This window comes from Microcoleus sp. SVA1B4, assembly GCF_036700545.1.
GTDB lineage: Bacteria > Cyanobacteriota > Cyanobacteriia > Cyanobacteriales > Microcoleaceae > Microcoleus.
Genome location: NZ_JAUBPB010000068.1, coordinates 1 through 25,568, shown reverse-complemented (window position 1 = coordinate 25,568; position 25,568 = coordinate 1). Strand labels below are relative to the sequence as shown.

At 44.2% G+C, this 25,568-nt stretch carries 17 protein-coding genes; 10 read left to right on the top strand and 7 right to left on the bottom strand.

Translation table 11 applies throughout. The features are described from left to right. Nucleotides 1–203 precede the first annotated feature (203 nt). From QT987_RS24145 to QT987_RS24135, 3 genes are all read right to left on the bottom strand, one after another. Nucleotides 204–5,399: a PAS domain S-box protein gene (locus QT987_RS24145; protein ID WP_333245303.1), complete on the bottom strand. Its 5,196-nt coding sequence runs from the start codon at nucleotides 5,397–5,399 to the stop codon at nucleotides 204–206. A 419-nt stretch (nucleotides 5,400–5,818) separates the two neighbouring features. Next, nucleotides 5,819–7,111 (bottom strand): ATP-binding protein, encoded by a 1,293-nt coding sequence (locus tag QT987_RS24140; RefSeq protein WP_333244678.1) that lies wholly within the window; start codon nucleotides 7,109–7,111, stop codon nucleotides 5,819–5,821. Nucleotides 7,112–7,293: 182 nt separating this feature from the next. Beyond that, the gene (locus tag QT987_RS24135) at nucleotides 7,294–9,612 is read right to left on the bottom strand and encodes a tetratricopeptide repeat protein (RefSeq protein WP_333245300.1); all 2,319 of its coding nucleotides are present in this window, start codon (nucleotides 9,610–9,612) and stop codon (nucleotides 7,294–7,296) included. A gap of 160 nt (nucleotides 9,613–9,772) precedes the next feature. Between QT987_RS24135 and QT987_RS24130 the strand changes: the two genes are divergently transcribed. The 3 genes from QT987_RS24130 to QT987_RS24120 all read left to right on the top strand — a co-directional run bounded on the left by QT987_RS24130 (nucleotide 9,773) and on the right by QT987_RS24120 (nucleotide 17,409). After that, entirely contained in the window at nucleotides 9,773–12,340 is a 2,568-nt protein-coding gene (locus QT987_RS24130) for a glycosyltransferase (RefSeq protein ID WP_333245296.1), read from the top strand. 160 nt (nucleotides 12,341–12,500) lie between these two features. Continuing rightward, the gene (locus QT987_RS24125) at nucleotides 12,501–16,007 is read left to right on the top strand and encodes a glycosyltransferase (RefSeq protein ID WP_333245293.1); all 3,507 of its coding nucleotides are present in this window, start codon (nucleotides 12,501–12,503) and stop codon (nucleotides 16,005–16,007) included. Between the two features lie 73 nt (nucleotides 16,008–16,080). Next, nucleotides 16,081–17,409, top strand: coding sequence for a GH39 family glycosyl hydrolase (locus QT987_RS24120; protein WP_333245290.1), 1,329 nt, complete (start codon nucleotides 16,081–16,083; stop codon nucleotides 17,407–17,409). A 334-nt stretch (nucleotides 17,410–17,743) separates the two neighbouring features. Here QT987_RS24120 and QT987_RS24115 read toward each other — a convergent pair whose 3' ends face one another. Beyond that, on the bottom strand, nucleotides 17,744–18,043 hold the full coding sequence (locus QT987_RS24115; RefSeq protein WP_333245287.1) for a contact-dependent growth inhibition system immunity protein: 300 nt from the start codon (nucleotides 18,041–18,043) through the stop codon (nucleotides 17,744–17,746). Next, nucleotides 18,040–18,579, bottom strand: a complete 540-nt coding sequence (locus QT987_RS24110) for an RNase A-like domain-containing protein (protein ID WP_333245285.1) — start codon at nucleotides 18,577–18,579, stop codon at nucleotides 18,040–18,042. Before QT987_RS24110 ends, QT987_RS24115 begins: the two co-directional genes overlap by 4 nt. Before the next feature lie 355 nt (nucleotides 18,580–18,934). On the opposite strand from QT987_RS24110, the gene rfbF reads away from it, so the two are divergent. The 6 genes from rfbF (at nucleotide 18,935) to QT987_RS24080 (ending at nucleotide 23,888) form a co-directional block, all read left to right on the top strand. Then, the gene (gene rfbF, locus QT987_RS24105) at nucleotides 18,935–19,711 is read left to right on the top strand and encodes a glucose-1-phosphate cytidylyltransferase (protein ID WP_333244657.1); all 777 of its coding nucleotides are present in this window, start codon (nucleotides 18,935–18,937) and stop codon (nucleotides 19,709–19,711) included. A 203-nt stretch (nucleotides 19,712–19,914) separates the two neighbouring features. After that, entirely contained in the window at nucleotides 19,915–20,979 is a 1,065-nt protein-coding gene (locus QT987_RS24100) for an acyl-CoA dehydrogenase family protein (RefSeq protein ID WP_333245281.1), read from the top strand. Between the two features lie 84 nt (nucleotides 20,980–21,063). After that, a complete protein-coding gene (locus QT987_RS24095; protein ID WP_333245278.1) occupies nucleotides 21,064–21,795 on the top strand; it encodes a cyclase family protein in 732 nt (243 codons plus the stop codon). 44 nt (nucleotides 21,796–21,839) lie between these two features. Beyond that, nucleotides 21,840–22,013, top strand: coding sequence for a hypothetical protein (locus QT987_RS24090; protein WP_333245275.1), 174 nt, complete (start codon nucleotides 21,840–21,842; stop codon nucleotides 22,011–22,013). Between the two features lie 28 nt (nucleotides 22,014–22,041). After that, the gene (locus QT987_RS24085) at nucleotides 22,042–22,788 is read left to right on the top strand and encodes a DUF1995 family protein (protein WP_333245272.1); all 747 of its coding nucleotides are present in this window, start codon (nucleotides 22,042–22,044) and stop codon (nucleotides 22,786–22,788) included. Between the two features lie 329 nt (nucleotides 22,789–23,117). Further along, nucleotides 23,118–23,888 carry a metallophosphoesterase family protein gene (locus QT987_RS24080; protein ID WP_333245269.1) on the top strand — a complete coding sequence of 257 codons (771 nt, stop codon included), beginning with the start codon at nucleotides 23,118–23,120 and terminating at the stop codon, nucleotides 23,886–23,888. Nucleotides 23,889–24,204: 316 nt separating this feature from the next. Here QT987_RS24080 and QT987_RS24075 read toward each other — a convergent pair whose 3' ends face one another. Together QT987_RS24075 and QT987_RS24070 are read right to left on the bottom strand one after the other, a co-directional pair. Beyond that, nucleotides 24,205–25,056, bottom strand: coding sequence for a M48 family metallopeptidase (locus QT987_RS24075; protein WP_333245266.1), 852 nt, complete (start codon nucleotides 25,054–25,056; stop codon nucleotides 24,205–24,207). Between the two features lie 89 nt (nucleotides 25,057–25,145). Continuing rightward, nucleotides 25,146–25,331: a hypothetical protein gene (locus QT987_RS24070; RefSeq protein ID WP_333245263.1), complete on the bottom strand. Its 186-nt coding sequence runs from the start codon at nucleotides 25,329–25,331 to the stop codon at nucleotides 25,146–25,148. Nucleotides 25,332–25,390: 59 nt separating this feature from the next. Between QT987_RS24070 and QT987_RS24065 the strand changes: the two genes are divergently transcribed. Continuing rightward, nucleotides 25,391–25,568: helix-turn-helix domain-containing protein (locus QT987_RS24065; RefSeq protein ID WP_333245329.1), on the top strand; the 178-nt coding region annotated here is incomplete at its 3' end.

Below are 25,568 nucleotides of genomic sequence, written 5' to 3'. Positions count from 1 at the left end.
CGATCGGACATGATATAACTACTGACCACTGACCACTGACTACCGACCGAAAGCATCCAGGATACCCGCCACGTGATTCATCCGTCCAGAAATAAAAAACCTGTATCCGATAAAGGATCCCCCGAATTTATCTCGCGCAAGTCAATACTTCAATCTAAAATCTAAAATCTAAAATCTAAAATCTAAAATCGATTGACTACTGCCTACTGACCATCGATATATTGCTTTAAAATATTCCGAATTTGTTTGAGCTGAAATCCCTTAGCAAGTTGGCGCAGCTTCGAGACAAACGGCATTAAATTAGGTTCTAAACTCTCCAGCTTAGCACTCTCATCAAAAATTTCTTCAATGTCGCCCATAGCTGCGAGTTTCAAAAGTTTTACTACCGACTCAGAAGCCGCAGGTAACAGAGAAGAATAAGCAGGAAAATCAGAGGCTGGTGACAAACTGGGAGGTTTGCGCTTTTTGTTTTCCGAAGATTCCCCATAAATCCATTCTAGTCCCAAACGCACGCGCAACTGTTCCAAAAAGTGATTTGCTTCGATCGGTTTGGGAAGAAAAGCATCGTACCCTGCGAGGATGCTATCTTGCTGCGTAGCCTCGAAAACGCTAGCTGACATAGCGATTAACACAACATCTTTTACTTCCGGCAACTGCCGCAGTCTTCTTGCCGTTTCTAAGCCATCCATTACAGGCATCCGCAAGTCCATTAAAATGACATCCGGTTGAAATTCAACTGTTTTGTAGAGGCATTCTTGGCCGTTTTGGGCTTCTGCCACCTCAAATCCTAAACGTCGCAGCAGCCTGCACAACAAATCGCGATTCTGTTGATTGTCATCCACTATTAACACTTTCCGCTTGTTGCCGATAAAACCGACAAGCCAGCGTTTTTCCTGCAAAGGAGACACCTCCAAGTACCGTTTAGCTGCTGGCAATTCTAAATCTACCCAAAAAGTGCTGCCTTTTCCCAAAGTGCTGTGGACGCGAATTTCGGCACCCATTAGTTTCGCTAATTTCTGGCTAATCGAGAGTCCGAGACCTGTACCTTCAACAAACGTATTGCCTCCTACTTGGTGGAATGGCAAAAATATTTCTTCTAACTTGCTTTGCTCTATTCCCGTGCCGGTATCCTCGACTTGAAAGCGGATTTTTAAAGCGTGTTTGGCTGCGATCGGATTGTGGGAAAAGCGCATATAATTTTGTTTTAGTTCCGAGCTCAAAGTCGAGAACTCATAATTTTCTCCTTGCCCTCGACTCCAGGCCTCTGTGCCGACATAGCCGACTTTAAAAGTCACACCGCCGCTGTTAGTAAACTTAACCGCATTGCTGAGTAAATTTATGAGAATTTGGCGCAATCTTTTTGGATCTACACGAACGCAGCTAGGGAGGGGAGAGACTTGTTCGTAATGGAATAAAATTTCTTTTTGCGAAGCTCGCATCTGAAAGAGATCTGCAATGTTTTTCGTGAAATTTAGAAAATTCAACTCTTCCGGGTAGAGTTCCATTTTTCTAGCTTCAATTTTGGAAAGATCTAAAACATCGTCGATTAACATCAGCAGGTGTTGACCGCACTGTTGAATATTGCTGAGACTTTCTTGGTGATCTGAGTTTAAGTCTTTGTCGGTTTTGAGGATTTGAGTGTAACCTAAAACGCCGTTTAAAGGCGTGCGTAGTTCGTGGCTCATATTGGCCAGAAATTCGCTTTTGGCGCGGTTGGCGCTTTCTGCGGCTAATGCAGCTTGTTGGAGGGCAGATTCTGCAAGTTTGCGATCGGCAATTTCCGTTTGTGCTTGTTGAAATAGCGTCGATTGCTGAATCGCGATCGCCAATTGCACGCACAATTGCCGGAGAGATTCTATTTCTGAGGAATCCCAGGGACGGGGGCCCCTGCAATCCTGGGCTATCAGCAGTCCCCAGAGCTGATTTTCTGCCGTCGGTTGGGTCTGGGAAATGCTTTCTCGTGCTTTTAAAATTGGTACTATTAAGTTAGCTTTTACTTCAATTTTTTCGAGAAATTTCATGTGGCATTCCGTCAAATTTTCCAGGTAAATATCTTCCATAGCTCTAATACCGCCTTTCTGATAAACTTCAACAAATTTCTCTTTAAAACAGCCATCAATATTGTTAAAATTTAGCAGCGAAATTCTATTTTTTGCCACGGATTCCACAACAACAAAGCCGCTCCAGTCGGGATTAAAGCGGTAAATAACTGTGCGGTCTGTTTGCAAAAATTGCCGCACTTGTTTGACAGCAGTTGTCAGGACTTCTTCTAAATTTAGGGAGGAGCGAATGCGATCGAGCATAGCAACTACTAGCCGTTCTCGCCTTAATTGCTGCTGCAGTGCCATCTCCGCTTGTTTGCGTTCGGTGATGTCGGTAATTACTCCCACTAACCCGATTAAATGACCAGTTTCATCTTTAATGCCGTCGGCGCGAAATAAAGTTGTTACCAGTTCGTTGTTTTTAGTGTTGATTTTGAGTTCGCCTTGCCAAGATTTGCCTTTACGGAGCGTTTTAAACATTTCTAGCAGCACTTTAGTTTGAGGATAAATTGCTGTTAATCCGCCTGCTGTGTTTAGTTCTTCTGCTGTGTAGCCGTACTGTTGAACAAAGGCTTGATTGTGGTAGAGCGATCGCCCTGTCAAGTCAGCAATGCCGATCGCATCGCTGGTGCTTTCCACCGCTTGAGTAACTCGCAGCAAATCTAATTCTGCTTGTTTGCGATCGCTAATATCAGTAATAGTGCCGATATAGCCTTTAATTTCCTGCTTGTCTCCGATTTCTGCAATTGCCTGACCGATCACCCAAATTACCCTACCGTCTGGACGCTGAAATCGGTATTCTGATTTAAAAGGAATTGTATCAATAATTGAGCTATGCCATTCATTTTTTACCCGATCCACATCATCGGGATGTATGGCATTCATCCAGCCAATTTCTGCTGCTAATTCTGCGTTTAATCCCGTAATTTCGCTCCACCGTTGATTCACATAAAGACAATTTCCCAATGTGTCAGTGTGAAATATGCAAACTGGCGATGCTTCTGCTAAAGTTTGGTAGCGGCGCTGGCTCGATCGCAGGGCTGATTCTACCTGTTTTCTATTAGTTATATCGCGGACTATAGAAATAATTTCGCCACCGACAAGCATTGTCAGCGACAATTCTTGAGGAAACTTAGTACCGTCACGGCGCTGACCGGTCGCTTCTATATTGCAGTACCCTTTTTGCAGAAGCATCGGCATTATTTGTAATTCAAAAAATATATTTTCTGCTTTGCTGTAGAGCATTTTCCATTTCTTGCCATACATTTCGCTAGGGCTAGCCAAGTCGTACATTTTGAGATAAGCGTCGTTGGAATAAATACATTCTTTATTATTATTAAAAATAGCGATGCCGTCATAAGCAGCGGCCATTGCTACTGCTTGTCGCTGGAGTTGGGACTCTGCTTGTTTACGAGAGGTAATGTCGTGACCGACTGAGTAGATTAAACCTTCTTCGCTAAATGGCGATGCCGTCCACAGGAAGTATTTGTAAGAACCGTCTTTGCAGATGTAGCGGTTTTCAAAGGAGATACTGGACGTACCCGCTATTAGTTTTGCTCCTTCGGCAGCAGTGACTTTTCGATCGTCTGGATGAACAAAATCGATCATTGGCTTGGCAAACAATTCACTAATACTGTATCCTAAAGCTGTTGACCAAGCTGGGTTTAAACGTTTAAAACGACCATCAAAACCTACAATACAAAGCAAGTCTAAGGAGATAGTGAAAAAACGATCGCGCTCTGTTTGTGCCTGCTTTAATTCAGTGATATCCATCACTAAACCGTCCCAGAGAATATCGCCTTCCCTGCCAGATTTGCTTTCATTAGTGAGCCTTTCTGGTCTCGCAGCTCCTTGCAGCCACTTAACTTTTCCAGATGGCAAAGTCTGTCGCCACTGCTGCTGCCAAGGTTGCAGCGTAGTGGCTGAAATTGCCATTGATGCTTTTAAATCTAAGAGGTCGTCTGGGTGAATTCCATTGGAAATCAGTTCCGCATTTTGCTCTATTGCTTCTGCCTCTAATTCGTAGAGTTGTCGGCTCCCTGAAGAGATGTAAGGGAAAGACATTTTTCCAGTTGCTGACATTCGTAATTGATAAATTGTTCCCGGCAGGTTAGCTACCAATTTTTGAAAGCGAGCTTCGCTTTGTTCCAGGGCTTTTTGTTGCTTTCTGTATTCGGTAAAATCTCTAATTGTACCCACTATTACTTTACTGCCGTCTGCTATTTTGAAGACGCTTTTTTTGGTAGAAATTATGTGTTCTTTTCCGGCAGAGTCTGTGAAGCTTTCTTCGGTTTCCAAGCAGATACCAGGTGTCAATACTTCTTCATCTTTTGTCCAAAAAACAGCAGCTTCTGATTGGGGAAAAAAGTCATAATCTGATTTGCCGATAAGTTCTTGCCGCGATTTGCCGACCAACTGACAAAAAGCATCATTTAATATCATCCAGCGGTGTTGCTCGTCTTTGACAAAAATTGGGTCGGGCGTAGCATTTATGGTGTGGTTTAAAAATTCTTCTGACGCTTTCAGTTTGGCTTCGTAGCGGTAGCGATCGCTCACGTCCAACACTACTTCGATTATCCGGTCGATAGACCCGTCCATGCGGCGGATGCAGCGCCGGGAAACTCGCGTGTGAACTATTTCGCCATTTTTTCTGAGCAACCTTTTGTCTAAGATGTAACCGTCGCTCCTACCTGCTAACATCTGAGAAAAATTTTCACAATTAGCCTCCAAATCTTCTGGATGAGTCAACTCTAGCCAATTATTTTGCACGAGTTCGTAGCGCTCATAGCCCAGCAAATTGCACAGGGCATCGTTAACTTCTATCCAGTGGCAATTTAGAGGAATTTCGCTGTCAATAATTGGAGCGATGATTGCAATGCCGATCAGGGAATTTTCCACCACCGAGCGATATTTTTCTTCACTTTTTCGCAAAGCATCTTGACTGTTTTGGCGTTCTATGGCGTAGCGGAGCGATCGAATTAACAGTTCGCTGTCGATTTTTCTTTTTACCAAATAATCCTGTACGCCGACAGAAATCAACCGCAGGGCAAGTTCTTCGTCGTTTTGGGCGGTCAGAACTACGATCGGCACATTTACCCCGTACTCTTGTACCCGAGCAACCGTCTCGATTCCCCGACTATCTGGCAATGAAAGGTCTAATAAAATTATGTCAAAAGTTTCTTGATTCAATCGCTGCTGCGCTTCGCTGAGGCGCTCTACTTTCGTCAGCACTATACGCTGCGCGCCGCCTATTTCTGACAGCAAATCTTCAATCAGCTCAGCTTCATGAGGGTTGTCTTCTACTAACAGAACTTTAAAGCAGATAGGAGGCAAAGCTAAGTTAAAAACTGCTTTCATAATATTTGTTAATCAAGAAAATATTAAAATAACTTGAATTTTACCTTTTATTTTCCGGGCAGTCATTCAATTCCACGTACAGATACATCGATCGTCAGATTGGGGGAGGGTAAGCAAGCTTTACAAATAATATGTTTAATAAGTAAAATTATATCACGCACCAACTAGACTGTCAACGGAAAAGAAGTTTTATTCTAAATTGCCATTTATACCACTTAAAAAAATGAATGCAACTGTAGCCCATATCCCACCCCGATACTCACACTCCTTTCCAACAATTATTTAATGTTTTTATCTCCCCCTATTAAATGTTTTGACTTCTACATTATATATTCTACGTGACAACTTCTAATAAATAGAGAAAATGATGGATTTTACAAACATTATAGCTTATCCATTTTGCCGAAATTATGCCTCAATTAAGCGAGAGTAAAGTAAAAAATTGAACCTTGCTCCGGTTCCGATTCCACCCAGATAGATCCGCCGTGAAGTTCCACAATTTTTTGACAAATTGCTAAACCAATACCAGTCCCAGAATATTCTCTTTGAGTATGCAAGCGCTGAAAAATTTGAAAGATACGTGTTTGATGCTGTGGAGCAATCCCAATTCCATTATCTGAGACAGAAATTAACCAGTTTTCCTCCTGTTTGCAAGCGGTAATATGAACCACAGGCGTTGCATCGTGGCGATATTTAATCGCATTGCTGACTAAATTTTGAAATAGTTGTACGAGTTGAGAAATATCCCCCATTACCGCGGGTAATTCGCTGTAGGTGACAACGGCTTTAGTCTCGCGGATCGCCCCTTGCAGGTTCGCGAGTGCTTGCTCGACTGCATGATTGCAATCTGTCAGTTGAAAAGGTTTCCGACTCCTGCCAACGCGGGAATATTCGAGTAAATCGTCAATTAAAGTTTGCATTCTGGTGCAGCCCTGAACGATATTGCCGATAAACTTACTACCTTGGCTGTCGAGTTGGTCTTTGTAGCGTTTTTCTAAAAGTTGAGAGTAACTAGCAATGGTTGCTAAAGGCGCTTGCAAGTCATGAGAAGCCACATAAGCAAATTGTTCTAGTTCCGCATTTGAACGCGCCAATTCTTGGTTAGATTTTAATAGAGCCGATTCGGCGCGCTGGCGGTGGGATATCTCTTGCTGGAGTACCAAATTTTGCTCTTGCAGAGCTTTTTCAACGGCGCGACGGGTGCTGATTTCTTGTTGCAAAATTTGGTTTTTCTCCTGAAGAGTTTTTTCCACTGCTAAGCGGCTCGTAATTTCTTCTTGCAGCAGCATATTTTGTTCTTTTAGCTGCTTTTGTAAATTCCGCAGGCTGAGGTGACTTTCGATGCGGGCCAGCACTTCTTCAAACTGAAATGGCTTGCTGATATAGTCAACAGCTCCCACAGCAAATGCGTTTACTTTGTCAAATACTTCATCTTTAGCGCTGATAAAAATTACCGGAATTTCGCGAGTTTTAGGTTCTAATTTCAAATGCTGACAAACTTCGTAACCGTTCATTTCCGGCATCATTATGTCCAGCAAAATCAAATCTGGTGGATTAGAATTGCACGCTCTCAAAGCCATTTTTCCGTTAATCACGCAGCGGGGGGTGTATCCCCTCTGAGTCAACATCGTAGACAACAGACGCAGGTTTTCTGCTGTATCGTCTACTACTAAAATGTTTCCTAGTGGCGTCTCTGGTTGCTGATTGTTCATTGATTATTTCCCTGTTCCTGTTTTCTTCACAAAAATGTGGGCAGCTATTTTATTTAGGACTTACGGAAAACACCCGGTTTCTAGTAGGAATATTGGGGAAAGAAAACGAGGAATTCGCTCCTAAACCGAGTGTTTAGCCGTTTGTGCACAAGCAAGTCCTGTTATTGTTCGTTTAGCAATCCTCAAATCCCCAGCAGCAGAGTCAGAGCATTATTGTCCCAAGTCAATCCTTTATCTAAAACCTTAAATCCCGCGACTTCGCACATAGCTTCTAAAGCAGTAGCTGTAGGTAGCCACCAGCACGGCGCAAAATTGTCCATGTCAAAAACTGCTTTCTCAGTTATCCCTATAAGTGCGTTGTTGTTGATGAATGGCCGCCAATAAGCTGTTAAAATAGCTCGTTCAGCGTCGTCCAAAGCTGGAATAAACATTACTCCAGAAGCGGGAATTTCATAGCGTCCCAACTCATTTTCTATTACTTGTTGGGTAATAACTGAAGTGAAAATTAAATGCTCGCGAGTTATCTGACGCAAGGCAACTAAAATCTGCAACGGATGGGGGTGATGGTACAAAACTCCTGCACAGTGAGTTATATCGTAAGGCTCGCCAATGTCTGCAAGTTGAATCTGAGTGATATCTTGATTGATACAGTGATAATTAGCAATATTTAAACTTGTCATGCGATCGTGAAAATCTGGCCACCACTGGAGGGATGCCGGCATGGCATCAATCATTGTCAGAGAAACTGCACCGTATTTGCTAGCTACAGATACTTTTTCGCTGACAGTTCCCCACAAGCCGCCGACTTCTGCAAAAGTCTTGCCTTTGACTACTCGGGCAATGTAGCGATCGCGAATATCCTTAGCCTCTAACTCTAATAATAGAGTAGATTCCCCTGTTTGACGCTGTTTTTCTAAAATCTCCTCTAATTTTTGGGATATTTCTGGATCTTTTGGTCTAATTTCTAATGCCATCAAGTACAACATTATGGCTTCGTTAAGCCGATCGCTCTCAGCAAACTTTTGGGCGATTTCGCAGTAAAATTCAGGAGCGTGCAGCGGCTCCATTTGGTGGTGATAGTAGCTAGTTGCTACATCTGAATCTACCGGAGTTCTTTTAGTTAGAGCCTCACCTAATTTTATGTAAATTTTCGGGAGGGACGGCTCGATTTGAAGCGCACAAAGGTAGGCAGCAACAGCATCGTTCCATGCGTGACTTCCACTCAAAGCATCGCCTAAATTGTAATAAGACCAAGAAATAGTGGGATTAAGTTCAATAGCACGTTGGTAAGCGGTAGCTGCGGCTTTCCACTGTTGGGTTTTTAACAGCGCTGCTCCTAAATTGTGGTAAGTCCAAGAGAATTCTGGATTGAGTGCGATCGCCCGCCGATAAGCGAGTGTTGCGGCTTCAAACTTTTGAAGTTTAACTAAAGTCAAAGCTAAGTTATAATGAGACCAAAATAAATCCGCATTTAGTGCGATCGCCTGTTCGTATGCAGCCTCAGCTTCCGACAATTTTTCTAGTTTAACAAGAGCATCTCCTAACTGGTGAAAAGCTGCAAAAAAATTCGGATCTAATTCAGTAGCGCGCTGGTAAGCTGCGGCGGATTCCGACCATTCTTCTAATCGATCGCAAGCTGCACCGATGCTGTAGTAAGACCAAGAATAATCCGGGTTAATTTCCACCGCCGTGCGGTAGGCGATCGCAGCTTCTTGCCATTTTTCTAACTTGAGCAGCACGCTGCCTAAGTTGTAGTATGACAAAAAAGAATTGGGATTTAAATCAATACTTTTTCGGTAGGCTGCCTCCGCTTCGCGCCAGAGTTCCTTAGCTTGCAAAACATTGCCTAATTTGTAATGAAAATCAGAAATCTCCGGCTGGAGTTGAATAGCTTTGCGGTAGTTAATAATAGCTTCGTCCCACTGCTTTAGCTCGCTAGCAGCTTCTGCTAATTGGCAGTAAGCTTCGCAAAAGCTGGGGTTTAAATAAATCGTGCGGTGGTAACAATTCAGCGCTTTTTCTGGCTTGTTTTGCGCCAACAAAGTATTACCTAAATCGAGATATTCTTCTGCTATCTCTATCGGTTCCACCATGAGTGCTTGATACCAACAATCTGCTGCTTCTTCAGCTTGACCGACTTGGGTAAATATCCGGCTCAAATTACGGTAAAATCCTGCAAAGTTTGGTTGCAGGGAGATGGCTTTTTGGTAACAGGCGATCGCCTCTTGCCACTGTTCCCAAGTAGCACAGAGAGTGCCTAGGTTAGCAAAAGCTTCGGCAAAATCGGGTTGCAGGGCGATCGCAACTTTATACCAATACCTTGCGTCTTCTAGTTTACCCTGAGCTTGCAGCGCCTTTCCCAAGGTCTTGCAAGTCTCTGCTGAATTGGGTTCAGATGCCAAAATTTGTTGGCAAAGTGCGATCGCCCGATCGAAGTTCCCTGTAGCCAAATAAATTTCTGCCTGCTGCTGGAAATTCACTTGCACTGTTTCTGAATTCATTTTTTATTTTCCTTTTGAGTTGTCATTCCATGTAAAATTATATGCTACACTTTGCCAAAGTTCAAGTTTTTGTAAGTAGATATACCGAACACAGAAGAATGCTGAATGTCCGCGACATTAATATAAACTAGATAATCATAGGTTAACAGCGAGCTAAATAATGTCAACACCTACTCGAACACCGCTAGTAAGCGTAATTATACCTGTATATAATGGATCTCGCTACATCGTACAAGCGGTGGAGAGCGCGCTGTCCCCAACTTTTACTGATTTGGAGATTATTGTTGTAGATGACGGTTCTAGCGATCGCACGCAGCAAGTATTGCAGCCTTATTTTGACAAAATTCGCTACATATACCAGGAAAATCAAGGAGTAGCAGCCGCCAGAAATATTGCTTGCCAACTAGCGCAAGGCGAGTTTTTAGCCTTTCTAGATGCCGATGACTATTTCCTACCATCCAAGCTAGAGAAACAACTAGCTTGCTTTGACGCTGACCCCACCTTAGATATGGTGCAAACAGGTTGGCTGATGGTCGATGAAACAGGGAAAAATATTTCTGAAATGAAGCCTTGGCAGCAAGCGCCTAAATTAGATTTAGAAAGCTTTATTATATTTAAATGTGTGCGTCCTAGTGCGATGATGCTGCGCCGAAAGTGCTGGGAAGATTTGCGCGGTTTCGACGATCACTTTCCGCTAGCAGAAGATTTAGATTTTGCCTTGCGTTTGACTTTAAAGGGGTACAAAGCAGTTTGGTTAGAAGAGATTCTTACCTGTTATCGCCAGCACAATTCTAATATCATGTCAAGCGGTTTGCCACTAATGAAGAATACAGAAATTTTGATGAAAGAATTCTTCAATCGACCTGATTTGCCTGAGTCAATCCGCCAGTTAAAAAACCAGGAACGCTATCTATGCTTCAAGTGGCTGGCATGGCGGATGTACCGCGACGGTCATCTAGCAGAGATGGCCCAGTGTTTGGAAAAATCCTTGCAATATACGCCTTTTTCGCCCACAAAAACAGTGGTGAGTTGGCTGGAAACTTTTAAGATAGCTTCTGAAGAATACGGTGAAAATTTTGATGCTTATTCGCTGAGTAAGTTAGCCCAATGGCAAGAGATAATTTTGATGGTGATGACTAATCCACCCCAATCTCAACAGAGTTTTATTCCCGCACCTTCAAAAGCGCGTGAAGCGAAGCTATGCCGTAGGGAAACGCACATTCTACTCTACAACGCCGACGATCCGGGCGTGGGAGGATTAGCGCAGTACAACCATGCCATTCTCTGTCAGTTAGCCTTGTTGGGCTATCAAGTCACTTGCGTGCAAACCAAACATTCTAGCCCCTTGCTTGAGCGAGAACGAGAGTTAGGTATAGAGCACTTGTGGCTGGATTTTAGCAGCCATAGAGATTTAGCGCGGGTGTTAAGAAATACTGAGGATGCACAAGAGATTTTTTCTACTAATAAACCTGATCTGATTATTTTTAGCGATGGCTGGCCATATTCCAATTTTGCAGTTAAACAGGTAGTTATTCAGATGGGAATACCATACATGATGGTAATCGGGTTAGTCATGCCAGATCACGCAAATTTTGCCTACGGGGATGTAGTGCCTTATCGAGAGGGAGTGCTGTATCAGTGCCTGCAAGCTAGAGCGGTGATTGTTGGCGCTTATGAACATTTGAATTTATTGTGCGATGACTTTGATTTACCCAAAGGTAAGGGGCAAGTGATTTACTTGGGGCGCTCTCCTGAATATTTTGCACCTCCTAATCCTTCGGCTCGCCAACGCCTGCGGCAAGAGTTAGAAATTCCTGAAGATGCGATTGTCTGTTTCACATCTGCTCGATTGGCACCCGTTAAAGGGCATCGATATCAGATAGAAGCAATCAAGCAGTTGAAACAATCTCCCGTGTGGTCTAAACTGTATTTTGTATGGGCCGGGAATGGTGAGGGAAGCTATTCCGATGTAGAAAGAGAATTGAGGGAAGCTGTTAGAGAGTTAGGAGTGAGCGATCGCGTGAAGTTGATCGGACAGCGCTGGGATATCCTAGATTGGCTGGATGCTAGCGACATATTCATTTTGACATCTCTCGGCGATGCAGCACCTTCTTTTGCAGTCATGGAAGCGATGGCTAAAGGATTGCCCGTAGTTGCTTCGGCAGCGGGCGGGATTCCAGAAGGACTCGGCGATACTGGGAAGTTGTTGCCCGATCCGAATACCGATCCGGAGGGAACAGCGAGAGAATTGGCGGAAACTGTAGAAGCTTGGGCGATGAATCCAGAATTGCGCCATCAAATCGGTCAAGCTTGCAAGCAGCGGGCCGAGAAACTGTTTAAAGAGGAACGGATGTTGGCAGAGTCGATTGAGGCGATCGAAAAAGCTTTACTTTCCGATTGCGAAAGAAATCAATTTGTTACTCAACAACAGGTGCAGGGGTGGATGGCGAAGGTAGAAAGCCGGGTGCGCTACAACTTTTTAGTGTGGAAAGCGTGGCACGCTTACTGTCAAGAAGATATAATCGGGATGCAAAATAGCCTTCAAGAATCTTTGCAGTGTACGCCTTTTTTGAGTACAGAAACGATGTTAAACTGGATAGAATCTTTTGGCAATTTTTCATCTGCAAAAGGGCATCATTTAGATACATATTCTCTGACTAACTCAGCAGAATGGCAACAATTGGTACAGGGCTTACAGGGCATTGAATCTGTATTTTTTCTCCCCTAAAACACCCGAGGGACATTTTAAATTTAGGTTGCTGTCAGCAGTATAGCCACAAATATCAGTAAAATTGTATTTTACAGGCCCAACAACGATCAAAAATCTGTGTATCGGCGTCTAAATCTGTGTTGTGTTCCCAAACCATTCGTTATCACCGAGCAAACTCATGTCAATAGCAAATCCGACACCGCGAGTAAGTGTAATTATTCCAGCATATAATGGAGCTCGCTACATCGCGCAAGCGGTAGAAAGCGTCATCAGCCAAACCTATAAAAACTGGGAAATTATCGTCGTAGACGACGGCTCAACCGACGACACCCGCCAAGCATTGCAGCCTTATGTTGAAAAAATTCGCTATGTTTATCAGGAAAACCAAGGAGTAGCGGCAGCCCGCAACCGAGGAATTCAGGAATCCCGATGTGAATTAATTGCTTTTTTAGATCAAGATGACTTTTTCTTGTCCGATAAGTTAGCTGGACAAGTTGCGTTATTTGACGCTCAGCCATCACTAGGAATTGTTAATAGTGGCTGGCGAATTGTTAAAGAGCAAGGCGAAAGTATTTGGGATATAAAACCCTGGGAATACTTGCCTCAGCTAGACTTAAAAACCTGGATTGTTTATATGCCCCTACTTCCCAGCGCCATGATGTTTTCGCGGCAGTGGCTGGAACGAGTCGGTGGCTTTGATTCTCAGTATGATTCAGTAGATGATGCCGACTTAATCTTGCGTTTAGCACTATCTGGTTGCGAAGCTGCTTGGTTGCCTCAAGTGACAGTATGCTACCGCCAGCACGGGCAAAATGTGTCCATCCAGAGAGCGCTGAAACAGGCAAGCCTTTCTATTTTATTAAAGCAAAATTTATTCAGCAGATCCGACTTGCCAGAGGACATCCGCCAATTGGAAAAGCCTGCTTTTTATGAGATTCTAACATGGATGGCGTGGCAACTTTACTACAGTGGCTATCCGGTGCAAGCAGTGGAGTATTACCAAAAATCTTTCCTTTATACTCCTTACTCGCCAGAAAAAACAGTAATAGATTGGCTTGCTCGTCTAACAGCAATTTCTAAATATTACGGAATTGACCCCGACACTCAATCTTTAAGAAACTTACCAGAATGGAAAAAGTTAATGGTTAGCATACTTCCCAAAAAAACAGCGCGAGTCAGCGTAATCATCCCCACTTACAACTGCGATCGCTACATTGTCAGAGCCGTAGAGAGTGTTCTGTGCCAGACTTATCAAAACTGGGAAATTATCGTCGTAGATGACGGTTCTACAGACAAGACACGCCAAGTTTTAGCACCTTACTTCGATTTAATTCAATACATCTATCAAGAGAACCAAGGAGCAGCCCTGGCCCGAAATAGTGCTTGTAAGTTAGCACGAGGGGAATTTTTAGCTTTCTTAGATGCTGACGACTTCTTCTTACCAGAAAAACTAGAAAAACAAGTAGCTTGCTTTGACGCTGATCCCACATTAGATTTGGTGCAAACAGGTTGGCTTATGGTTGGCAAAAACGACGAAGGCATCTATGGAGTAAAGCCTTGGGAAGAATCACCAAAATTAGATTTAGAAACTTTTGTTTTGTACAAATCAGTGCGTCCCAGCGCCATGATGCTGCGGCGAGAGTGGTGGGAACGTTTGGGCGGTTTCGATCATCGCTTGCCGCCAACCGAAGATTTAGATTTTGTCCTACGTTTAGCTTTAAAAGGCTGCAAGTCAGTTTGGTTAAAAGAGATATTAACCTGCTATCGCCAGCACGACAGCAATATCATGTCTAACGGCTGCAAATTAATGAAAAATACCGAAATTTTGATGGAGCAATTTTTTGCTCGGCCAGATTTGCCTCAGCACATCCGCGACTTGAAACGCGCGGAACGTTACAAGTGTTTAGTATGGATAGCATGGCGGATGTACCGCAACGGATATTTGGCAGAAATGGTCGAAAGTCTGGAAAAATCTCTGTATTACACTCGTTTTACAGGCACTGAAACTGTTTTTAATTGGCTGGAAACTTTTAAGGGGGTTTCGGAACAGTACGGCTACAACTTTGATGCCTATGCCTTAACCAATTTAAAAGACTGGCAAGAGATCGTAGTGGTTGCTGCTAACAATACTCCTCAGTTTCAACCTGCACATATTTCGATTTCCCAACCGCAAAAAGCCCGCATACTACTGTACGCGGAAGACCACGGAGTGGGAGGTTTAGCTCAGTTCAACCACTCGCTGATGTGTAAATTAGTAGCCGAAGGCTACCAAGTTATTAGCGTTCAAACTAAAGCTTCTCACCCTTTAATTGCCGAACAAAAACAGTTAGGTATAGAACATATTTGGCTGGATTTTGACACAATAAAAGAGTTTTTGCGAGGTACTTACAATTTAGGCGATGCTGAAAAAATTTACGCGCAGGCTCAACCGGATTTAATTATATTTAGCGACGGCTCGCCTATAGCCAATTTTGCGGCCAAACAAGTTGCTATTAAGCAGAATATACCGTACATAGTTACTCTCGGTTATATCGATCGCAATTATGAAACTTTCGATCGGGGCGATCAAATTCCCTATTTGGAGGCTGTCTCCTATCAGTACGGTTTAGCCAAAGCAGTAGTAGCAGTGTCCCAGGAAAATTTAAACTTGTTCAAAAGAATTTTTAAAGTGCCTCTAAAACGAGGCAAACTTATTTATTATGGGAGACCGAACAGTTATTTTGAACCGCCGAATCTTTCCACTCGCCAACGCCTGCGTCAAGAACAAGGAATCCCTGAAAATGCTGTCGTTTGTTTTACGGCGGCGAGATTGACTCCACTTAAAGGATATCAGTATCAATTGCAGGCGATCGCCCAATTGAAAAAACGTCCAATTTGGCCCCAAATTTACTTTGTTTGGGCCGGGCCTGGGTCTACTACTCACGACAATCTGGAACCTGAATTAAGAGCAACTGTCAGCAAATTGGGAGTAGAAGAACAGGTTAAGTTCTTAGGACAGCGCTGGGATATTGCCGATTGGCTCGACGCCAGCGACATCTTTATTTTATCTTCCAAAGCAGAAGGAATGCCGCTAGCAATTATGGAAGCAATGGCGAAAGGATTGCCGGTAATTGCCACAGCAGTCAGCGGGATTCCTGAAGAATTGGGAGATACAGGAAAGTTGCTCCCCGATCCTACAATCGACCCAGAAGGAACAGTAAAAGAGTTAGTAGAAACGCTGGAAATATGGGCAGAAAATCCCGAATCGCGTAGACTTGCAGGACAAGCGTGCAAAGCGCGAGCCCAAGAACTATTCAAAGAAGAACGGATGCTTCGGGAATATGGAGAAATAATTGAACAGGCATTGGTAAGTGACGATGAGAGCGACAGTTTCTCTATTAGTCCGAAACTCAAAAAGCAGCTACAGCAAGTGGATAGCCTGCTGAAACACTATTATTTAGTGTGGAAAGCTTGGGAGGCTTACGATCGGGGAGATATGTCCGAGATGGCGAGTAATTTGCAATCTGCTTGGATCTGCACACCTTATTTGACCACAGAAACTATCTTTCATTGGGTGCAAAATTTTAGTGTTTTTGCTGCGGAAAAAGGAGTTAATTTCGATACCAACGAGCTGATCAACTCCCGCTCGTGGCAACAAGTGATAGAATCAATACAGGGTTTTGAAGTGTTGTCATCCGTTCGTTAAAACTGAGTTCTGGCAGGCTTCTGAGGAACGGGCTCTCCGGCCCATTCCACAAAACATCAACCAAAGAAAAGATATGCAATTTACATTCAAGTTCCCACGTATTAATAAACTGCTGCCAATTTGTTTAGCTATTGTCACTGTTCTGTTAATAGCCTATTTGGGACAGCAACCAACTGTTGCCCAACTGCGATCGAGCGTTACAGTAGATTTTGGACAGCCAGCCACTGGTACAATTTCCATGAGCGGCATCCTGCACGGAATCGACACAGCAAAGCCCCCGGATAGCTCGATCAAACCCTTGCAGCCCAAACTTTGGCGGGCGGGGAGACTCGATATCTACGATCGCATAATCGCCAGCGGAGCCGAGTTTCAGTTAGTAGTTAGCGACTTGTGGGGCTACGGTACTAATCCCAATGGCTGGCCATATCAAAACTACCCCGCGTGGGAAGCATTCATCCGACAGTTAGCCCAGCAAAATAAAGGCAAAAAAATTATTTGGGATGTATGGAATGAGCCAGATTGGAAAGATCCATTTTGGAAGGGAAGCAGAGAACAATTCTTTGAAACGTACAAAAGAGCTTACAAAATCTTGCGGGAAGAATTGGGGCCGTCAGCAATGATTGGCGGGCCCAGCCTCGGCCGCTACAGCAAAGAATATCTCGCCGCTTTTTTGGATTACTGCAAGGCTAACAAACTTGAAGTAAATTTCCTCTCGTGGCACGAACTTAACGACACGATGATCTTATTTGTTGACGATCACGTAATTGAGGCTAAACGCAATTTTCAGCAAAGTCCCTCTTACAAGGAATTGAAATTGCAAAAAATTTACGTCAACGAAATTGTCGGAAACTTAGCGCAGTACCAGCCGGGGGAAATATTAGGTTATTTGTATAACTTAGAGTATGCAAAAGCTGACGGTGCTTGCAGAGCTTGTTGGGATACTCAAGGGCCAAATAAAGTTAGCAATTGCTTCAACAATACGCTGAGTGGGATGGTCACGCCTAATACTTTTGAGCCAAGAGCAGCTTGGTGGGCTTACAAAGCTTATGCTGACGGAGTTAATTCGCGGGTGCGGAGTTGGTCAAATAACAATCGCCTTGTCGCTTTAGCCAGCAAGTCAAATCCTGAAGGTAAAGCACAGATACTTTTAGGTTATTTCGATCCCAATTTTTCCTCAGCAACAACGGTAACATTAACCCTCGGCAATTTGGAGCAGCTAGGTATTCAAAGAGGTCAGAAAATCAATCTAAAATTAGAAAAAATTCCCAACAATCAAGAAGGAGCCGTGCCAAAGCTTGTCACTGTTAAAGAAGAAAGTTTTTCGGTGGGTAGTGGCAGCTTGGCTTATGTTATCCCTAATTTCAACGTCCACGAAGGCTACTTATTGACGGTTAGCAAGTGAGCTAGCAATCCTATTAGATTGTGAACAAATTGTAGGGACACGGCACTGCCTTTCGTCGTGTCAACTTAACGTTAAACCGATAGTCCGACAGGGGTTGAAACCCCTGCCTCAAAGCTGAAGTCCTCTAAAAGAGGACTAATGAATTATTCAGTCCTCTTTTAGAGGACTTTGACTATTAGACAGGGAATTCATTCCCTGGCGGACTGGCGGGTAGGCGCGAGGACTAGCGGACGAAAAGCTTAATTTGACACGCATTGGGCACTGCCGTGTCCTTACAAATATATAGACAAATTGTGGGACAGGGCACTGCCGCGTCCTTACAAATATATAAAGTTTAGCTAGGATTATTCAAAGATTTTTGCACCGATTGCAACCATTCTCTGACTGTTTGATTTTCGGATTGTGGATCGTAGTTACACCCTAATTCATCGAGGATAAATGCTTCTAAATCGGCGGGGGCGATCGGCATTTCGAGCAGTTTGCTGAGCTCTTGCGATGCAGCTTCAACACTTGCGGGCGGTTCGCTGCTGCGGTAGTTGTTCACTACATCGCTGGGAGTGTCAGCTTCTAACGGCCAGTCTTGGTGAAAGTAGGAACTGAAAAATTGGGTTAAATGAGGAAATTGATTTATCATTGGGGATAGGCTGTGAGAATAAAGTATCCGGGAGGTAATTTGGCGCTGCGCTGGAGGACGATTCTCAGGCGAGATGTTGAAGTTGCTTTGGATGCGCGGCGACGCAGAGTAATGCCAATTATTCTGTTGGCATTGTAGTCGATCGTATAACGATTACCTCGACTTTTCACCCAGGAGTCGATCGCACTTTGATTTCTGTTCATTGCTTCTGCAATAGCCGCTTCGGCGACGGAACGATCGATAAAAGAAGATGCAGCAGAAATTCTCGTTTCGCTTGCGAGTCGCTGTGCTAGTTGTGCTTCTGTTTTACCAACGTGTCTCTCTAAAGTGTGTCCTCCTGCTGATTCGTGAAATTCTAATCCCCCGCCCGGTATGTTGGGTACAAAAGCTATGGTGGTTTGTGGTATCGTTGAGCCTTCCGGTGCAACAACCGTGGCGTAAACACCAGGTATAGCCGATTGGAATAATATAATTATGGAGGCGATCGCACAGAGGATACCTAAAAAAATTTTTAGGCGATGGATTTTATTTTTCATTGCTCTTGAATCTCTTACTTATATTTAGTATAGATGTTTGCTTTGTTTGTCTATTTCCTAATCTACCATTCCTAAGTTAGAAATTGCGCGCTGTATTCAAATATACTGTCCGCAGTACCCACCCTACTGTTAGTTAGAAATTGCGCGCAGCATTTAAATACATGGTGTGCACGGAACACCCTAGGATTATTCCTAAATACACGGTGCCCACGGATCACCCTACGATTATTGAGAATAGTTTGTGATTTCTGTAGTTTACAAAGCTTCACTCAATATGAGAAAACGTTAATAATTCTTTGAATAAATCACTGATGATGGATGATAAATTAATTGATTATCTTTAAAAATTAAAAAAATGCAAGTAGTTATCCTAGCAGGTGGTCTCGGTACTCGTCTCAGAGAAGAAACAGAATTTCGTCCCAAACCCTTAGTGGAGGTGGGGGGACATCCAATTATTTGGCACATCATGAAGATATATGCACACTACGGTTTCCAAAACTTTATTGTGTGCTTGGGCTATCGCGGCAACATGATTAAAGAATATTTCCTTAATTATGAAGCCATGAACAATGACTTTACTATCTGTCTGGGACGGCAAAATACGATCACTTATCACGAGGAACATCTCGAACAAGATTTTCAGGTGACACTGGCTGAAACTGGCGCGGAAAGCATGACAGGAGGGCGGGTAAAACGGATAGAAAAATATATAGATCGCGAGAATTTCATGGTGACATACGGCGATGGAGTAGCTGATGTCAATATTGAGGCTTTAGTCGATTTCCACAAGTCTCATGGTAAGCTGGCAACTGTCACCACATTCCGTCCGATTTCTCGCTTTGGAATTTTGGATGTAGACAGCGATAGCCGCGTAGTACAGTTTTCTGAAAAACCTCAAATAGATGGCTGGATCAGTGTTGGATATATGATATTTAACCGCCGGGTATTTGAGTATTTGGGGGGAGATGATTGTATTTTAGAACAGGAGCCGATGCAGCGTTTAGCTGCAGACGGACAGTTGATGGCTTACCGTCATGATGGCTTCTTCTTTGCGATGGATACTTATCGAGAATACAAGTATTTAAACGAACTTTGGGATGAAGGAAAGGCTCCTTGGAAAATGTGGAAATAAATTAGTTTTGGGTATTCTCAGTAAGCCTTTTATGAACGGGCTCTCCGGCCCGTTCCACAACAAATTTACTTTTTGTGGAACAGGCCGGAGAGCCTGTTCTAGAGACTGGTGCAAAATGTGAGTAAATAAGTTAGTTTGAGGGCAGATTTTTAGGCTGGTTCACAATGATTTAGAGAAAAACAGCTATAAAATAATTATATAAAATGGATTCCCCATATATTCTCAACAGCACAGAAAGTTACCTGCAAAAGTGCGTTTCACCCCACGCGGAAATTATCGACAGCGACTCGGAAGCGCTAGAAACAGCATTTGCGGGATTGGAAGATCGATCGCTCTTAGCGTTGCGAATTCCCCAAAAATGGGGCGGCGCTGAAATTGCACCGGAGATTTTTTACCAATATCAAGAATTGACGGCTCGATATTCCGGCGCTTTGTCTTTCCTGCAAACTCAGCACCACAGCGCAACTGCGATGCTTGCTAACAGCGACAATGAAATGCTAAAAAGCAGATACTTGCCCGCGATCGCCCAAAAAGAGTTACGCTTGGGTATTGGGTTTTCGCATTTAAGGCGATCGGGCAATCCGGCTGTCACCGCAACTCCCACAAAATCGGGCTATTTACTGTCAGGAAAAGTTCCTTGGGTAACAGGTTTTCGCTTGTTTCAAAAGTTTATTGTAGCGGCGGTACTTCCTGACGAACGCTCTGTTTTCGGTTTAGTGCCTTTTGCCAATATTGAACGCGAATCGGGTAAAATAGCTTGTAGCGAAATCATGCAGTTAATCGCCATGAACTCGACTAATACTGTGACAGCCACTCTCGATAATTGGTTGCTGCATGAATCGGAAATAATTTCAGTTAAACCTGTTGGCTGGATTTCGGAAAACGACAGTAAAAATATACTGAATTTTGTCCCCGGTACTTTTGGCTGTATTCGAGCGGGATTGGATGTAATTGCAGCAGCGGCGGCTGCTAAGAATTCACCTTTTATAACGGCGGCTTGCCAAAAACTAGAGCAAAAGCTCGATCGGCTAAAACAGAATTTCCCACAATCTCAACATAGCTCGAAAGCAGAACAATTAGCGCTGCGAGCTCAAGCCATTGATTTAGCGGTGCGTTGCGGGCACGCTGCGGTTGCAGTTTCTAGCGGTGCTGCTAACGGTGTGCTACACCCCGCCGGGAGAGTTTATCGAGAAGCTTTGGTGTATACTGTTTCCGGGCAAACAAAGGATGTGATGGAAGCAACCCTCGATCGACTAATCGAATTTTAGATTTTAGATTTTAGATTTTATATTGAACTCGCAGAAGGTCAAAAACTCAACTTTGTTTAATAAATAATAGGTATATTTAACCTGATGACAAACAACTTTAAGTCAAATAACTTAAAAACGATCGCCTATAGCACAATTGTAGACTTAACCCATGCAATTCACCCAAATATTCCCATTTGGCCAGGAGATCCAGCGACAGAAATTGCCCCAGTATCTCAAATAGAAACAGACGGGTATTTCCTGCGAAAATTCTCAATGGGAGAACACAGCGGCACTCACATCAACGCACCCAACAGCTTTTATGGAGGAGGCGCCAGCATTGATAGTTATTCCCCGCAGTCGCTAGTTTCCCCCGCAATTACGATCGACATCCGCGAGCAAAGTCTTGCCAATCCCGACTACACTTTAACAATTGATGATATATTGACTTGGGAACGGCAGCACAAACTTATAGAACCGGGAAATCTAGTTTTATTGTATACTGGCTGGCAAGAAAAATGGGATGACGAGCGAGCATTTTTTAACCGAGACGAGCGCGGAATTTGCCACTTTCCCGGATTTGGCAAAGCAGCCACTCAATTTTTGCTAGATGAACGCTCGATCGCCGGAGTTGGAACCGACACTCACGGAGTAGATACCGGGCGAGATGAAAGTTTTGCGGTTAACAAATTGGTATTGGAAAAACAACGAATAGTGCTGGAAAATCTAGCAAATCTCGACTTGTTACCTGCGGCTGAAATCACTTTAGTTATCGGAATATTGCGCCTTTTGGGAGGTTCCGGTTCGCCCGTGTCGGTGTTAGCTTTTGTTGCTTGAGGCGGTAAAACTTACATCTTGCACCATGCTCAAGAACGGGCAAGATGCCCGTTCCACAAAGAGTGTATTTTATTGTGGAACAGGCATCTTGCCTGTTCCTAAACGGAAAGCCCGATGCCCTTTCCACAAAGAGTGAATTTTCTTGTGGAACAGGCATCTTGCCTGTTCCTAAACAGGTAATTGAAAATGGTGCAATATCTCAGGTAAAATTAGATTGAGAGAAGTCGAGTAAAAACAATTAAATTAATGACCGAACTGCCCAAGGATCTCAACGAGGCGATCGCCCAATCCCGCATTGCCACCGCCGCTGCCCTCTCGGACGGCAAAACTCTACTGCAAGTCGAATTAGTATTTCCAGAAATCGCCCTGCAAGCACAGTCTATCACCCTACAATTTCTCCCAGAATTTGAGGAAATATACCCCGGAGTAAAAGTCTTTTTTCCCGACACCGGTGCGGCAGCCCTCGCGCGTCGCGACTGGGGAGAAACACCGTTTAAAGTCACTGATTTGGGTAGCAGTCGCACCCCTGTTGAAGATAAAATATCACCGGAAGATCAACTTTTCATTTTGATCAATCCAGCCGCCGTAGAAGTTGCCCAAGTTGAAAAAATTTATATAGCTGCGGCCGGTCGCCCAGTAATTCTACTCAACCCGCGTCTGGAAGATGTTGCCACCATCGGTATAGGCTATGCGGGCCGCCAATTGCGCGATCGATTCCTCAGCAAAATTGAATCCTGCTACTATATCAGACCCCTAGACACTGCTGCTTTATTCCGCTGCTACCCCCAATCGTGGCAAGTCTGGCTGGAAACAAACGACGAATACAAACTAATTTCTGAAACCGCCCAAAAACCTGTCGGAGACGATTTAGAGCGGATTTTAGCCGGTTCTCTCCCAAGCGCCGATCCTGATTCCACCGCACCTGCCAAACCCTTAAAAAAGAAAGGTTTTTTGGCAGAACTCCAGACATTCCTCAAAGCTTTGACTCAGTGACAATCGTTAAGGCTCGATCGTATTTTACGGTGTGTCAGCTAGGATTATTTTCGACTTAATCCGTCGGCTAATCGCTGATGCACCCTAAAGCGTGAAATAACTCAAAGCTTTGCCTCAGTAACAGCAGTTGCAGAAGCAGAATTAGCAGCTTGCCTGTGTTTCTACCAGTAGCTAAGCAAACAGATACTGGTGAGCTTTACAGAATCTTTATAAAAAGCACTATAATGGGTGACACCCCTCCACCGTAAAAGAGGGGAGGCAAATAACAGCAAAATCAGATGCTATAAGCTAGAGATGGGGCTTTTGAGTCAGGGAAGCGGATAAACACAATGGAGCATCGGCGCATTGTTATCGGGGACGTACACGGGCATTACGACGGGTTAATGACCCTGCTAGAGGCACTTGCCCCCGGCTTGGACGATCGCGTCTATTTTTTGGGAGACTTAATCGATCGTGGCCCCAAAAGCGCTCAGGTATTAGATTTTGTGCAGCAAAGCCCCTACCACACTCTGTTGGGCAACCACGAACAACTGATGCTGGAGGCTTTGTCGGGAACGCCGATGGATATGCGAGCGTGGCAATCTTGGCTATACAGTGGTGGCGATGCGACAGTAGCGAGCTACAGAGATACAGGGATGATGCCGTATAAACACTTAGAGTGGCTGCGATCGCTCCCCACGCACCTGGACTTAGGGGACATCTGGCTGGTTCACGCCGGCGTTGACCCCCATCTGTCGATCGATGAACAATCGATCGAACAACTGTGTTGGATTCGCAGGGAATTTCACACCATGTCGAAACCCTATTTTCCCAATAAATTAATTATCACCGGTCACACGATCACCTTTACCTTTCATGGCGTCAGACCGGGCGAATTAGTCAGGGGCGAAGGGTGGTTGGATATTGACACGGGTGCTTATCATCCCAAAAGCGGCTGGCTGACAGGATTTGACCTCAGCTACCGCAGAGTTTATCAAGTAAATGTATTTAACAATCAAGTCCGAATTTTGCCCTTTGACGAAGTTGTCCGGCAATTGAAGCCGCAGCCGATTCCACCCCCCCAAGCTGCGATCGATTCTATTGTTCAACAGCAGTGTTAAATCAATTTGTAGTTTTAGGGTATGTCAGTTTAAGTTCGATCAATTAAATCGAAATTAACCTGCTTCTGACGTACCCTAGTAATATGATGTCCGGTGGAGGAACCGCGATTTTTGTCGGGGCGGGTTCACCAACAATACGTGCCAATAATTGACAATCTCAAAAACCCGCCCCGACCGGGCTATTATGGTTAATCCATGGGACATGATATAACTGGATTTATTTTTTAACGAACCGCGAAGGCGCGAAGAGCGCGAAGTAAGAAAAGAGAAGAAAAGAGAAGAGAAAACAATAGAGCCCCTGACAGATTTAGAATTACTACGAACCTAAAAGCCTGCGGATTTCTAGCCTGTAATCCTCATTATTCAAACCTTCACCGCTAGCAAGATCCGGATCTATAGCCTGTGAAATAGCAGCAATACGATCGCCAGTTGCCGGGTGAGTGCTCAAAATGCTAGGAGGAGAAGGCTTGTTGAGCAACTTTTTCATAAAATCAACCATCCCAGATTGAGCGTAGCCCGCTCGCCCCATAGTTTGCAATCCCAACTGATCGGCTTCATACTCAGCTTGGCGACTGTGGGGACGGCGCAAAGCCAATTCCACCCCAATCTGAACCGCCTGAGATCGATCGAGCCCAGTGGCGGAAGCTACGCCTGAAGCGATGGCCATTTGACGCATTTGTTGAATCGCGTGGCGAGCATTAATGTGAGCGATTTCGTGGGCGATCACACTTGCCAATTCTGCCTCATTGTCCGCCGCTGTCATCAAGCCTTTATTCACATAAACAAAACCGCCCATAGTTGCAAAAGCATTAATCGCGTCGTCGTCAATCACTTGAAAAGTATAAGGAATATTGGGGCGAGTGCTTTCTTGAGCGAGTCGTTGACCGATACGGTTAATATATTCTGTAGTGTCCCGATCGCGGTCAATCTTAAACTGGCTCCTGGTTAACTGCTGATTAATTTGTCGGCCAATAGTCACCTCTTGGCGATCGGACATATTCGACAATTGAATAACTTGAATGCCCCGAAAAATTAGTTCAGGCAAAGAAAATGCTTGAGTCGGTTCCGGGGAAACCACCCAGATACCTGCAGCCACCATCAGGGACAGAAACAGATAAATCCCCCGGCCACAAGTACGCCGGCAAGTCAACCAAAAATTTTTTAACATGAGTGATACGTGCCAGAAGTTAGATAAAATTGTAGGAAAAACTCGAAAAGTCACTAAATAGGCAGACGTAATTTGAGGCTGCTTAGTTGCTATTCTAGCTTTTTGTCAATTTTTAACGGCGCCACCAGCTTCTGGGCGATCGACCTGTCGGCCAACCAACCGCCGTCAACTGCCTTATGCTTTAACTCCTCGCTCCTGTTGTCCCCCGCTATAACTGTACCCAGTGCGAGCGGCGGGATGAAAGGCAGGGAGATTATAGGTACGGAAATCTCCAAATCTTTATCGATGTCGCTGTTTTACTGGAATGTGTATAATACAGTAAGGAGGTCATGAGATGCTGCATACTGCCATCAAGGTTCGACTTTATCCCACATTAGAGCAACAAGCCATACTGTCTGGGCACTTTGGCTGTGCCAGATGGTGGTGGAACTATGGTCTAAATAAGTCAATTGAGACTTACAAAGAAACGGGTAAAAGCCTTGGTCAGTCAGCACTCAATGCCTTTTTACCAA

Coding starts and splice junctions, on each gene's coding strand:
- QT987_RS24075 (WP_333245266.1), bottom strand. CDS start 25,056: ATGTTAAAAAATTTTTGGTTGACTTGCCGGCGTACTTGTGGCCGGGGG.
- rfbF (WP_333244657.1), top strand. CDS start 18,935: ATGCAAGTAGTTATCCTAGCAGGTGGTCTCGGTACTCGTCTCAGAGAA.
- QT987_RS24125 (WP_333245293.1), top strand. CDS start 12,501: ATGTCAATAGCAAATCCGACACCGCGAGTAAGTGTAATTATTCCAGCA.
- QT987_RS24145 (WP_333245303.1), bottom strand. CDS start 5,399: ATGAAAGCAGTTTTTAACTTAGCTTTGCCTCCTATCTGCTTTAAAGTT.
- QT987_RS24120 (WP_333245290.1), top strand. CDS start 16,081: ATGCAATTTACATTCAAGTTCCCACGTATTAATAAACTGCTGCCAATT.
- QT987_RS24135 (WP_333245300.1), bottom strand. CDS start 9,612: ATGAATTCAGAAACAGTGCAAGTGAATTTCCAGCAGCAGGCAGAAATT.
- QT987_RS24130 (WP_333245296.1), top strand. CDS start 9,773: ATGTCAACACCTACTCGAACACCGCTAGTAAGCGTAATTATACCTGTA.
- QT987_RS24080 (WP_333245269.1), top strand. CDS start 23,118: ATGGAGCATCGGCGCATTGTTATCGGGGACGTACACGGGCATTACGAC.
- QT987_RS24095 (WP_333245278.1), top strand. CDS start 21,064: ATGACAAACAACTTTAAGTCAAATAACTTAAAAACGATCGCCTATAGC.
- QT987_RS24085 (WP_333245272.1), top strand. CDS start 22,042: ATGACCGAACTGCCCAAGGATCTCAACGAGGCGATCGCCCAATCCCGC.
- QT987_RS24090 (WP_333245275.1), top strand. CDS start 21,840: ATGCCCGTTCCACAAAGAGTGTATTTTATTGTGGAACAGGCATCTTGC.
- QT987_RS24110 (WP_333245285.1), bottom strand. CDS start 18,579: ATGAAAAATAAAATCCATCGCCTAAAAATTTTTTTAGGTATCCTCTGT.
- QT987_RS24140 (WP_333244678.1), bottom strand. CDS start 7,111: ATGAACAATCAGCAACCAGAGACGCCACTAGGAAACATTTTAGTAGTA.
- QT987_RS24100 (WP_333245281.1), top strand. CDS start 19,915: ATGGATTCCCCATATATTCTCAACAGCACAGAAAGTTACCTGCAAAAG.
- QT987_RS24115 (WP_333245287.1), bottom strand. CDS start 18,043: ATGATAAATCAATTTCCTCATTTAACCCAATTTTTCAGTTCCTACTTT.